The organism is Flagellimonas yonaguniensis (assembly GCF_029193885.1).
In the GTDB taxonomy this organism is placed as follows: Bacteria; Bacteroidota; Bacteroidia; order Flavobacteriales; family Flavobacteriaceae; genus Flagellimonas; species Flagellimonas yonaguniensis.
Genome location: NZ_JARFVB010000012.1, coordinates 60,863 through 72,165 on the forward strand (window position 1 = coordinate 60,863; position 11,303 = coordinate 72,165).

General features: G+C 42.3%; 16 protein-coding genes. 9 read left to right on the forward strand and 7 right to left on the reverse strand.

The genetic code is table 11. The annotated features are described in order from the left end of the window. Positions 1–37: 37 nt before the first annotated feature. The 5 genes from msrB (PY092_RS15350) to PY092_RS15370 all read left to right on the forward strand — a co-directional run bounded on the left by msrB (PY092_RS15350) (position 38) and on the right by PY092_RS15370 (position 3,282). Entirely contained in the window at positions 38–529 is a 492-nt protein-coding gene (msrB, locus tag PY092_RS15350; RefSeq protein ID WP_275616688.1) for a peptide-methionine (R)-S-oxide reductase MsrB, read from the forward strand. 16 nt (positions 530–545) lie between these two features. Further along, the gene (msrB, locus tag PY092_RS15355) at positions 546–950 is read left to right on the forward strand and encodes a peptide-methionine (R)-S-oxide reductase MsrB (protein WP_275616689.1); all 405 of its coding nucleotides are present in this window, start codon (positions 546–548) and stop codon (positions 948–950) included. Next, complete coding sequence (locus tag PY092_RS15360; protein ID WP_275616690.1) at positions 951–1,487, forward strand: DUF1572 domain-containing protein; 537 nt, start codon at positions 951–953, stop codon at positions 1,485–1,487. It abuts the gene before it with no gap. 118 nt (positions 1,488–1,605) lie between these two features. Then, positions 1,606–2,997 (forward strand): dihydrolipoyl dehydrogenase, encoded by a 1,392-nt coding sequence (lpdA, locus tag PY092_RS15365; RefSeq protein WP_275616691.1) that lies wholly within the window; start codon positions 1,606–1,608, stop codon positions 2,995–2,997. A 3-nt stretch (positions 2,998–3,000) separates the two neighbouring features. Continuing rightward, positions 3,001–3,282, forward strand: coding sequence for a DUF3817 domain-containing protein (locus PY092_RS15370; RefSeq protein ID WP_275616692.1), 282 nt, complete (start codon positions 3,001–3,003; stop codon positions 3,280–3,282). On the opposite strand, the gene aroQ is transcribed toward PY092_RS15370, so the two are convergent. The 3 genes from aroQ to PY092_RS15385 all read right to left on the reverse strand — a co-directional run bounded on the left by aroQ (position 3,274) and on the right by PY092_RS15385 (position 4,821). Continuing rightward, complete coding sequence (aroQ, locus tag PY092_RS15375) at positions 3,274–3,690, reverse strand: type II 3-dehydroquinate dehydratase (RefSeq protein ID WP_275616693.1); 417 nt, start codon at positions 3,688–3,690, stop codon at positions 3,274–3,276. The genes PY092_RS15370 and aroQ overlap by 9 nt on opposite strands. 67 nt (positions 3,691–3,757) lie before the next feature. Further along, the gene (locus PY092_RS15380) at positions 3,758–4,222 is read right to left on the reverse strand and encodes a hypothetical protein (protein WP_275616694.1); all 465 of its coding nucleotides are present in this window, start codon (positions 4,220–4,222) and stop codon (positions 3,758–3,760) included. A 74-nt stretch (positions 4,223–4,296) separates the two neighbouring features. Then, a complete protein-coding gene (locus tag PY092_RS15385) occupies positions 4,297–4,821 on the reverse strand; it encodes a hypothetical protein (RefSeq protein WP_275616695.1) in 525 nt (174 codons plus the stop codon). Between the two features lie 227 nt (positions 4,822–5,048). On the opposite strand from PY092_RS15385, the gene xerD reads away from it, so the two are divergent. Continuing rightward, a complete protein-coding gene (gene xerD / locus PY092_RS15390; protein ID WP_275616696.1) occupies positions 5,049–5,954 on the forward strand; it encodes a site-specific tyrosine recombinase XerD in 906 nt (301 codons plus the stop codon). Here the strand turns inward: xerD and PY092_RS15395 are convergent. Then, positions 5,951–7,258, reverse strand: coding sequence for an NAD(P)/FAD-dependent oxidoreductase (locus tag PY092_RS15395; protein ID WP_275616741.1), 1,308 nt, complete (start codon positions 7,256–7,258; stop codon positions 5,951–5,953). The genes xerD and PY092_RS15395 overlap by 4 nt on opposite strands. 161 nt (positions 7,259–7,419) lie before the next feature. On the opposite strand from PY092_RS15395, the gene PY092_RS15400 reads away from it, so the two are divergent. Further along, positions 7,420–7,914 carry an RNA polymerase sigma factor gene (locus tag PY092_RS15400; RefSeq protein ID WP_275616697.1) on the forward strand — a complete coding sequence of 165 codons (495 nt, stop codon included), beginning with the start codon at positions 7,420–7,422 and terminating at the stop codon, positions 7,912–7,914. A gap of 2 nt (positions 7,915–7,916) precedes the next feature. Continuing rightward, positions 7,917–8,561, forward strand: a complete 645-nt coding sequence (locus PY092_RS15405) for a hypothetical protein (protein WP_275616698.1) — start codon at positions 7,917–7,919, stop codon at positions 8,559–8,561. On the opposite strand, the gene PY092_RS15410 is transcribed toward PY092_RS15405, so the two are convergent. Further along, complete coding sequence (locus PY092_RS15410; protein WP_275616699.1) at positions 8,558–9,379, reverse strand: lysophospholipid acyltransferase family protein; 822 nt, start codon at positions 9,377–9,379, stop codon at positions 8,558–8,560. The two genes, PY092_RS15405 and PY092_RS15410, sit on opposite strands and share 4 nt — an antisense overlap. 41 nt (positions 9,380–9,420) lie before the next feature. Further along, entirely contained in the window at positions 9,421–10,062 is a 642-nt protein-coding gene (locus tag PY092_RS15415; RefSeq protein WP_275616700.1) for an NUDIX hydrolase, read from the reverse strand. A 4-nt stretch (positions 10,063–10,066) separates the two neighbouring features. On the opposite strand from PY092_RS15415, the gene PY092_RS15420 reads away from it, so the two are divergent. Next, positions 10,067–10,783, forward strand: coding sequence for a peptidylprolyl isomerase (locus PY092_RS15420; RefSeq protein ID WP_417958240.1), 717 nt, complete (start codon positions 10,067–10,069; stop codon positions 10,781–10,783). Between the two features lie 10 nt (positions 10,784–10,793). On the opposite strand, the gene PY092_RS15425 is transcribed toward PY092_RS15420, so the two are convergent. Continuing rightward, entirely contained in the window at positions 10,794–11,297 is a 504-nt protein-coding gene (locus tag PY092_RS15425) for a hypothetical protein (protein ID WP_275616702.1), read from the reverse strand. Positions 11,298–11,303 lie beyond the last annotated feature (6 nt).

An 11,303-nucleotide genomic window follows, 5' to 3' on the forward strand; every position in this document is an offset into this window, starting at 1 on the left:
CCAATCCAATTACGTCCAAACACATAAAAAACGAACAATGGGAAAAAGATTGCTATTACTTCTTCTTATCGTATTCGCTGGATGCAAGGGAACATCCCAGGAAGAGAAAAAGGAAACGGTCAAGGAAACGGCTTTCAAAGTCGACAAAACCGATGCGGAATGGCGGGCAGAACTTACCGATATGGAATATTATGTGCTCCGAAAAGCCGCTACGGAAAATGCTTTTTCCAGCGATTTATTGGATAATAAGCAAAAGGGGACTTATGTTTGTGCTGGCTGCGGCACACCTTTGTTCAAAAGTGAGCATAAGTTTAAGTCGGGAACGGGATGGCCCAGTTTTGATAGGGAAATCAAAGGAAACGTAGCTTTTGACACTGATTATAAGATCGGTGTGGCCCGTACCGAGGAACATTGCGCTGTTTGCGGTGGACATCTGGGACATGTCTTCAATGATGGCCCGAGCAATACGACAGGAAAAAGACATTGTATCAATGGGGTTGCACTGGATTTTATCCCCGACGGCAACTAGACATTCCCAATACCCTATGGACAAAAAATATGGCGTAAACAAAACCGAAGAAGAGTGGAAAAAACAGCTTTCCGCAGAGGAATATTATGTTTTACGGCAAAAAGGGACTGAACGCCCCTATTCGGGCAAGTTCGACCTCCACTTTGAAAATGGCAACTACCGCTGTAAAGCCTGCAATGCGAAATTGTTCGAGAGCGACCACAAATTTGAAAGTGGTTGCGGATGGCCCTCCTTTGACCAAGCCGTTGAAGGTACCATTGAATATATTAGGGACACTTCACACGGCATGATCCGTACCGAGACCGTATGTGCCAATTGCGGCAGTCATTTAGGTCATGTCTTTAATGATGGCCCCAAGGAAACTACAGGCCAACGGTATTGCATCAATTCTGTGAGTATAGATTTTGATTCAGACCAGTAAATGAATTTCCAAGAGAATTATCTGTCCAATGTAAAGTTTGAGTTTCAGCGCTACAAAACGATGGGCAACAAAACTTTTGCCCAAATTTCAGATGACGACATACATTGGAAATACGCAGAAACCGACAATTCCATCGCCATTATTGTAAAACACATGATTGGCAATATGCTGAGCCGTTGGACCAATTTTTTAACAGAAGATGGTGAGAAGTCTTGGAGAGAACGCGATTTGGAATTTGAAAAACCATATATCACAAAAGCAGAAATGATTTCAGCATGGGAAAAAGGTTGGAAATGTCTTTTTGAAGCTCTGGAAAGTATTAATTCAACCAATTTTGACAGCAAAGTTTTTATCCGTGGGGAAGAACACTCCATCATAGAGGCCATTAACCGTCAATTGGCACACTATGCCAGTCATGTTGGTCAAATTGTATTTGTGGCAAAACTGATTAAAGGCAACAACTGGAAATCCCTTTCCATACCCAAAGGCGAATCCAAAACCTTCAATAAAAAGATGTTCGGCACAGATAAACCCTGATTTCACAAACTAATCCACATTTGAGTTTTTTCAACTTGGGAAATGGAGATTGATTTGCGTACTTTTGCACCTGCCGAATAACGGCTTTTTCTAATCTAACAACTAAAATCAAAATCTAATGAGCAAGTTCGATATAATTGTTTTGGGAAGTGGTCCAGGTGGATACGTTACGGCGATCAGGGCGTCACAATTAGGTTTCAAAACAGCCATTATAGAAAAAGAAAGTTTGGGAGGTATATGTCTTAATTGGGGTTGTATCCCAACCAAGGCCCTTCTTAAATCTGCTCAGGTTTTCGAATATTTGAAGCACGCCGAAGATTATGGTTTGAGCGCCAAGGATGTGGACCATGATTTTGAAGCCGTTGTTAAAAGAAGCCGTGGTGTTGCCGAGGGAATGAGCAAAGGAGTCCAGTTCTTGATGAAGAAGAACAAAATCGAGGTCATCAATGGGTTTGGAAAAATTCAACCAGGAAAAAAAGTATTGGTCAAAGGCACACATGGAGATACCGCAGAATACACAGCGGACCATATCATTATCGCCACTGGTGCTCGCAGCCGTGAACTGCCAAGTCTTCCTCAGGATGGAAAAAAGGTCATCGGTTACCGCGAGGCCATGTCATTGAAAAAACAGCCCAAGAAAATGATCGTGGTAGGTAGTGGAGCCATTGGAATGGAATTCGCTTACTTCTACCACTCCATGGGTACCGAGGTCACCGTGGTGGAATATATGCCGAACATTGTACCTGTTGAGGACGAGGACATCTCCAAACAATTGGAGCGTAGCTTCAAAAAATCAGGCGTAAAAATCAAAACCTCTGCCGAAGTCACCAAAGTCGATACTTCTGGCGATGGCGTAAAAGCTACCGTGAAAACCAAAAAAGGCGAAGAGGTACTCGAAGCTGACATTGTCCTATCCGCAGTGGGAATCAAAACAAACATCGAAAACATCGGGTTGGAAGACGTTGGAATCGCTACGGACAGAGACAAAGTATTGGTAAACGATTACTACCAGACCAACATTCCCGGCTACTACGCCATTGGCGATATAACCCCAGGGCAGGCCTTGGCACACGTTGCCTCTGCCGAGGGAATCATCTGTGTGGAGAAATTGGCAGGAATGCACGTGGAAGCACTGGATTACGGCAACATTCCAGGATGCACCTATTGTATCCCCGAAGTAGCTTCAGTTGGTTTGACGGAAAAACAGGCCAAAGAACAAGGATACGACCTTAAAATCGGTAAATTCCCGTTCTCTGCAAGTGGTAAAGCAAAAGCTGCTGGAACCCCTGATGGTTTTGTGAAAGTGATTTTTGATGCCAAATATGGTGAATGGTTGGGTTGTCACATGATCGGTGTTGGTGTTACCGACATGATCGCTGAAGCCGTGGTTGCCAGAAAATTGGAAACCACAGGTCACGAAGTGTTGAAAGCGGTTCATCCACACCCAACGATGAGTGAAGCGGTAATGGAAGCTGTTGCCGATGCTTATGATGAAGTAATCCATCTATAAAATATGCTAAAAATTTTTAGGGCCACTGCTATTTTAGAAGGTATTTCCTATCTACTCCTTTTCGGAATGACCATGCCGTTAAAGCATTGGGCAGATATTCCTGAACCGAACCAAGTTGTTGGGATGGCACATGGAATATTGTTTATTCTTTATGTAGTAGTGGCCACAGTTTTTTGCTGGGAAAGAAAATGGAAGCTCAAAAGGTTCCTTATTCTTTTTGTAGCATCCCTCCTGCCCTTTGGCACCTTCTACGCTGATAAGAAATATTTGAAGAATTTAGCTTAAAAAACTCTGGATGGCCAAATCATAGCTTTGGAGTCCAAATCCAAGGATGACACCTTTGGCCCCTGGCGATATGTAGGACACGTGGCGATACTCCTCACGCTGGTGCGTATTGGAAATATGCACTTCGATCACTGGGGTCTCCACAGCTTTGACCGCATCCCCAATACCAACAGATGTGTGGGTATAAGCAGCGGCATTTAGAATAATGCCATCGTAATCAAAACCCACCTCTTGTATTTTACCGATCAATTCCCCTTCTATATTGGATTGATAGTATTCCAGTTCCACTTGGGGAAACTTTTCCCGAAGTTGATTAAAATAGTCTTCAAAAGTGGTACTCCCGTAGACCTCGGGTTCTCGTTTTCCCAAAAGGTTCAGGTTGGGTCCGTTGATGATCATTAGTTTCATGCAATCAAAAATACAACAAAAAGAAAAGGGCGGGAAAACCCACCCTTAATTCATCATGTTTTATACATCAATTGTTGATGGCAAACTGGAGCCCAAAGCCAAAGGCCGCGACTTCATTTTCCCCTACATCGCTCAGCACCACGGAAGGTCGCCAATCAAAGTTGAGCACAACGGGAACCCCGTCAATCTTAAAGTCAAGTCCCAAATGTGGACGTAGCGCAAAAATATTATCCGAATTTTTAATAAAAATGACACTTGGTCCAACGCCTGCATACCAGCGCAAACCAGGTGCCCTAAAAAATCCTTTGTGGAAGGAATACAAGAATGTGGCAATGGTTGCATTATCCTCAAAACCCAAGTCGGCCTGACCTACATGGTTATCCGAGAAAAAGTATTTGCCTGAAGCTCCAAAAAAAGTGGCTTCGTCATAAAGGTCAATACCCAACCCCAAGGCCGCTCTATAATTGGTCTGGGCCTTTACAGCCAAATTGCCTAGCATAACAAGTGCAAAAACTAAAAGTGATTTTTTCATTTTTAAGTGTAATTAGTGGTTAATATTCATGGTTTAAACTGCAAGATTTGAGGTTACTATAGTTACTTTTTTTTCTAAAACAAAAACAGAATTCCCAATGCCGCCATCGAGAAATCATAATCATCACTTACTTTGACATAAGATATATTGAGTTCTGTGTTTCCACTTACATTTACCCCAATAATGGGCCGTAGATAACCCCCCCCCGTATTCCCATCATTTATACCTACAGCATAGCCTACATCGGCCCCCAATTTAAAATCGTACGTAGGGTAAAGTCGGAATACGGCAGCTACTGGAACATATTGGATGTTGGGAAAATCTCCTTCCACCGTCACTGGACCAGCATCCACGCTATCATTATTGATGAAAGCATTCATAAATCCAGTGGTCAATCCTGTATCAATCAATTCCGAAAGTGCTATATGGTATCCCACATCCAGACCCAATTCAAAATTTGAATGATCGGAAATATCACCAAACGGCACTCCTCCATGGATTCCAGCTTTAAAATTTGTTCTGTCCACCCTTTGCCCCATAGCGGAAAAACCAACACTGACCAAAGCGATTACCACCAATACAAATGTCTTTTTCTTCATTGTTAAAATTTTACTAAGAAGAAAACGTGATCATATTAAAAATAGTACAACTTGACTCGATTTTCCTACAAAAATCATTTTACTGATTTTTATCTTTCCGTATTCATTGGGGAAAATATGGAAATATAGGGTCTTTGCACCCTGCCATTTGACCAAAGGGTATTTTGAGTTGACCGATGGGTGGTTTTAATCAATCTTGATACGGTAATGTCACTATATTTGGACACATGAACTGGCAACAAGCAATAAAAGATTATCAAAATTATTTAAAGATAGAACGTGGTCTCTCCCAAAATTCCATTTCAAATTATACCATGGATCTACAAAAGCTTGTCAGCTATCTGGATGAGCAATCCCTAGATGAAAAACCGATAGGAATCAGCAAGGAAACGGTACAGCGGTTTATTTATGATATCGCCAAAATAGTGAATCCCAGAACACAGGCACGCATCATTTCAGGTTTGAAAGGCTTCTTCAATTATTTGGTGTTTGAAGATTATAGGGAGGACAACCCCATGGATTTGATTGAAACCCCTAAAATCGGTAGAAAATTGCCCGACACCCTTTCTGAAGAAGAGATAAACAGCTTGATTGCCGCCATTGACCTGTCCAAAGCAGAAGGTGAACGCAACAGGGCCATTCTGGAAACCTTGTATGGTTGTGGGCTTCGGGTATCTGAACTCATCAATCTAAAACTATCCGATCTTTACTTTGATGAGGATTTCATAAAAGTAACGGGGAAAGGCAACAAGCAACGTTTTGTCCCTATCAGTAATGTGAACCAGAAGTACATCAACATCTATCGGAAAGAGGTTCGGTTGCATTTGCCCATCAAAAAAGAACATGAGGATTTTGTTTTTTTAAACCGTAGGGGCAAACAACTGACCCGTGCCATGATCTTCACCATTGTAAAACGATTGGCTGAAACCATTGGACTGGAAAAAAGCATAAGTCCGCACACCTTTCGGCATTCCTTTGCCACGCATCTTTTGGAAAATGGTGCCGACCTTAGGGCCATTCAACAAATGTTGGGGCACGAGAGCATTACCACGACCGAGGTGTATATGCACGTAAACCGTTCACACTTGAACAAAGTGCTCATGGATTTTCATCCACGAAGGCAGGAGGATTAATCCTGTGTCAAAGTATCCCGTTCTACCTTATTCTGCTTTTTGAACGGTCGAATGATCAAACGGGCTTCACGATCGAATCGAATATAATTGTACACCCAATTGATGAAAACCACCACCCTGTTCCTAAAACCAATAAGGAAATACAAGTGCACGAACATCCATACAAACCAGGCAAATACTCCTTGAAACCTGAACTTTGGCATATCCACTACCGCTTTATTCCTTCCTACGGTGGCCATGCTGCCTTTGTCCTTATACACAAATGGCTTCATGGGTGTCCCCTCTATCAATCGAACCAAATTATCCCCAAGACTTCTCCCTTGTTGAATGGCAGGTTGCGCCATCATGGGCAATCCATGAGGAAAACGCTCGGTTTCCATTTGCGCCACATCGCCAATGGCAAAAACATTTTCCACACCGATAACTTGATGGCACTCGTCCACTTTTAAACGATTGCCACTGCTCAAGAGTTCCTCGCTATCCAATCCTTTCAATCCTACTGCCTTTACCCCTGCTGCCCAAACCAAGGTTTCAGCATCAAAAATGGTTTTGGTGTTCGTGGACACACGTTTTCCATCATAATCGGTTACACGTATGTTCTTCCATACATGCACACCAAGCTCTTCCAAAAATTTTTCCGCCTTTTCCGAAGCCTTCTCGCTCATGGCCGGTAAAAGTCTATCACCACTTTGCACTAGGTTTATCTGCGCCCTACGGGTATCCAAATCGGGATAGTCCTTGGGCAGTATTCCTTTTTTGATTTCGGCCAGAGCTCCTGCAAGTTCAACCCCAGTAGGTCCGCCACCGACAATGACAAAGTTCATCAAGGCATCCCTATGGTGGAGGTCATCGGTCAATAGTGCCTGTTCAAAATTCTCGAGAATCAAACTACGTAAGTTCAAGGATTGGGGAATGGTTTTCATGGCCATACCCTTGGTTTCAATATTTTTATTGCCAAAAAAGTTGGTCTCCGAACCCGTTGCCACCACCAGATAATCATAAAAGATTTCCCCAATATTGGTCTTGATCCTTTTATCATCGGTTTTTACCTCCTCAACCTGTGCCAACCTGAAGAAGAAATTGGGATATCCCTGTAATACTTTTCGAATGGGGTAAGCGATGGAATCAGGTTCCAACCCTCCTGTGGATACTTGATAAAGCAAGGGTTGAAAATTGTGGTAGTTGTGCTTGTCCACCAAAACCACTTGGGCTTCTTTTTTGCTTAATTTCTTTGCTAATGCAATGCCTCCAAAACCGCCGCCTATGATTACGACCCTTGGATAACTGGATTGAGGAATGTTCATGCTCGACATGCCAACAAATTTAAGTATTCCCCGCTTGAGCGAATCATCCCAGTGCTTGTTTTTTGTATCTTTCAAACTTTATTTCACAGAATTTCCACTGGAATTGTAACAAATGTCATGTTACGTATACCAATGAATAAAGCAAACTTACCAACCGCTTAGTGAACAAAGAACTGGAACATCGTTTTGTGACGGAACTTGAGGACAATCAGAATATTGTCCACAAGGTGTGCAGTCTGTATACCAACGACAAGGATTCCCACAACGACCTGTTCCAAGAAATCACTATACAGTTGTGGAAAGCTTATCCCAAGTTTCGGGGAGATGCCAAGTTCAGTACATGGATGTACCGCGTTGCTTTGAACACGGCCATAACCCTGTACAGAAAATCAAAGAAAAGGGTCAAGACCCAGGATTTTGATTCGGTCCTTTATAAAATCAAGGCCACAGATTATGATGATACCGAGGAACGGCAATTGAAACTGATGTACGATGCCATTAAGCAACTTGGCGATATTGATAAAGCCTTGGTCTTTCTTTATCTGGAGGACAAGGATTATTCAGAAATAGCCGAAACCTTGGGTATTACAGAAGTAAATGCACGAGTGAAGATGAGCAGGGTAAAAACTAAATTAAGAACCGTATTAAATCCGTGATTATGTTGGATGAACTGGAGCTCTTGAAAAAAGATTGGCAGAAGCGGGAAGCGAACCTTCCCAAACTGTCCTATGAGCAAATCTATCCGATGACCAAGAAAAAGTCGTCGTCCATAGTAAAATGGATTTTTTATATCAGCATTTTGGAATTTGTTTTCTGGGCAGCCATCAATGTTATTTTCAGTGGACCAGAGACCATGCAGGAGCTCAAGGACATGCATATCTATAAAGTAGTCATGGCCCTGAATGTCATCAACTATGCCATTATCCTTTACTTTATCTATAAATTTTATACCAATTACAGGAAAATCTCTTTCACGGATTCCTCCAAAAATTTGATGCGGACCATTTTGAAGGTTAAACGAACGGTTACCCAATACGTGTGGTTCAACCTTATCATCTTTACAATAAGTGCAATTATTTATGCCTATGGAGTTTTACTATACACATCAGAAGGGCAAGAATTAGTTCAGGCTGCTGCACAAGATGGGGATAGTACTGAATTTTGGGCATTAATCATTGTGACTTCAATAGCTATCACAACAGCAATACTATTCATAATATGGCTGTTTTATAGACTTCTATATGGCATCCTGTTAAAAAAACTAAGAAAGAATTACAACGATCTTAAACGGTTGGAGGTTTAACCATCCAACTTGCCCTTGTAGCTATATCGTCTTTTTTGGTTTTCCTCTTCGTAGGCAAGTAGCTCCTTCTCCGAAATTACTTTAAGGAATGATGGATGCTGCTCAATGGCATACTCCAATTTCTCCAAAATCGCATCAATGGATTCGTTGTCGTAATCAATATCCAATGGCTCCTTGATTTGCATGGATTGAAGAATCCCTTTCTTTTTTACCCTTAGTCCCTTTTTATCAAAAGAACGACGGAACCCATCAATCACTACGGGCACCACAACAGGCTTGTATTTTTTTATGATGTGCGCCGTGCCCTTTCGCAATGGTTTCCAAGGAGTGGTCGTACCTTGCGGAAAAGTGATTACCCAACCATCATCAAGTGCTTTACCAATATTGGAGATATCACTGAATTTCACTTGGCGGTTCACATTCTTGCCATCCGCTCTCCATGTTCTTTCTATACTGATGGAACCCGCGTAGGCCAGAATTTTGGTCAATAGACTCTTTCCCATGGTCTCCTTGGCCGCCACATAGTAAATGTTCAGTTTGGGATTCCAGAGATATCCTAAATTCTTGATATTATCGTCTCTGCCTTTTAAACTGGCATTGAACACATGGAACATAGCCACCACATCAGCAAAATAGGTTTGGTGGTTGCTCACGAAGAGCACATTGTTCTCCGGAAGCTCACGGATAATCTGCGACCCTTCGATTTCCAAAGTATTAAAACCCTTATAGCGCTGATGTGTCATCATGCCTGCAATACGAATCAGCCATCGCTTTAAAAATAAAATATGACCAAAAGGATTTTTCTTAAACAGACCCATGTAAAGTGTTGATTGTTGACGGCAAATTTACAAAATAGCGGTTAAAGCACTTGGCGCAAAAGCTCCTTGATCTCACTCAACATCATGGCCGTGGCGCCCCAAACCGTGTAACCATTTAATTTAAAGGCAGGTACATCTATATTTTTTGCGTAGGAGGTGCTCAAATTTTCTTGAATATGGTTGGAATCGTCCAAAAAATCCCTCAGATATACCTCTACCAAGCTTTCCACCTCACTTTCTTCCTTGATAAATGGTTGCGGATTTGGATAAATCCCAATGAACGGCCTTACCAAAAAGTTACTCGGGGGAATATACACTTCGCTGAGTTCCTTGATCACTTCCACTGCGCTGGGCGGCACCCCCACTTCCTCATGCGTTTCCCGCAAAGCGGTATCCATCAAATCTCTATCGATGCGTTCCACCTTCCCCCCAGGAAATCCGATTTGGTTGGAGTGAACGCCCTGATATACCTTTCTAAGGATCAAAAGCAATCGGGTTTCCTGCTCCACATCAGGGTAAAACAGTGCCATTACCCCTGCCCTTCTAGGGTTGGCATCCTGTACTCGATTGTCTTTCAACCATTGGATACGTAATTGAGGAGACATTTTATTATGGGAATCTTCCCCAGGAAGTGGGAGATTTTTTAATTTTAAAGCTAGTTCACAAAATTCATTAAAATTCATGCTGTTGAGACAATCGGCTATAACTACAACTATACTATTTCTATTATTCGTTTCCTGCGGAGAATCCCCTAAAAAGGATAAGGACAAAGTTCAGGAAAATATTGCAAATACCGATACCGTCCCAAAAGTAGCGGTAGATTCCACGGAAATCCAGGAAGAAGAGGAAGAACCCTTCAAGCTTACAGAGGAAAATGCTATTGACTTCTTTTTTGACTATTCCAAAAAACTAAAAAAGGATAAGGTCAAGATTACCACTACCATGGGCAGTTTTACCGTGCAGCTGTATGATGATGTACCCTACCACAAAGCCAATTTCATCTATTTGGCAAGGCAAAAATATTTTGACAGCACCCAATTCCATAGGGTGGTCAAGGATTTCATCATCCAAGGTGGCAATTCGGATGACCGAAAAACAGCGAGCAAACGTGGAGACATAGGGCGGTATCTACTTCCGCCTGATGCCAATAAGGGCCACAGACACCACCGCGGTACCATTTCCATGCCCAGTAGCGAAAGGGACAACCCGCACAAACTGGCCTCTCCCTATGAATTTTTCATTGTGGTAACCGACCCTGGCTCCTATCACCTTGATGGTTCCTACACGCCATTTGGACGTGTGGTGGAAGGAATGGATGTTGTGGATGCCATCAACAATGTTCCCGTTGGGGATGGCGATTGGCCATGGCAAAATGTCTACATTCTAAAGGCTGAAGTATTGTAATCGGTATCCATCATGATGCTTTTTTGAAGAGATTTTTGCCAAATAGCAAACCTTGGGAATAACCTTCCTTTTGATTTTTCAGTGGTAGATCTTTCTTTTCAAACACTTGTTTTCGTTCATAAATGGCAACAAGGGCCGCTATGATGATGATATTTTTCATGATGTATTGCCCTACCAAGGTCAGAGACAACGGCTCTTCGCCAAAAACATCATTTGGAAAAAAGAAAAGTGGTGCGAAAGTACATACCATATGGGCCAAAGCCAATAGTACAGCCTGCCTTCTGAAAAATCCAAAGACCAATAAGAATCCCAACCCCACTTCCCAAAAGGCAAGCAGGATTATGGAAACCTCATCGGGTATCATCCCAAAAGTGAGATGATGGATGGTATTTTTTGCCAGATCCTCAGCTGGACTAAGGTTCGGGACAAATTTCAATGCCCCAAACCAACAATATACCAAACCGATAGCAATAGCAATAAAACGATTTTTTCTGGTAGGATTTGAACGGTGCATACCTGT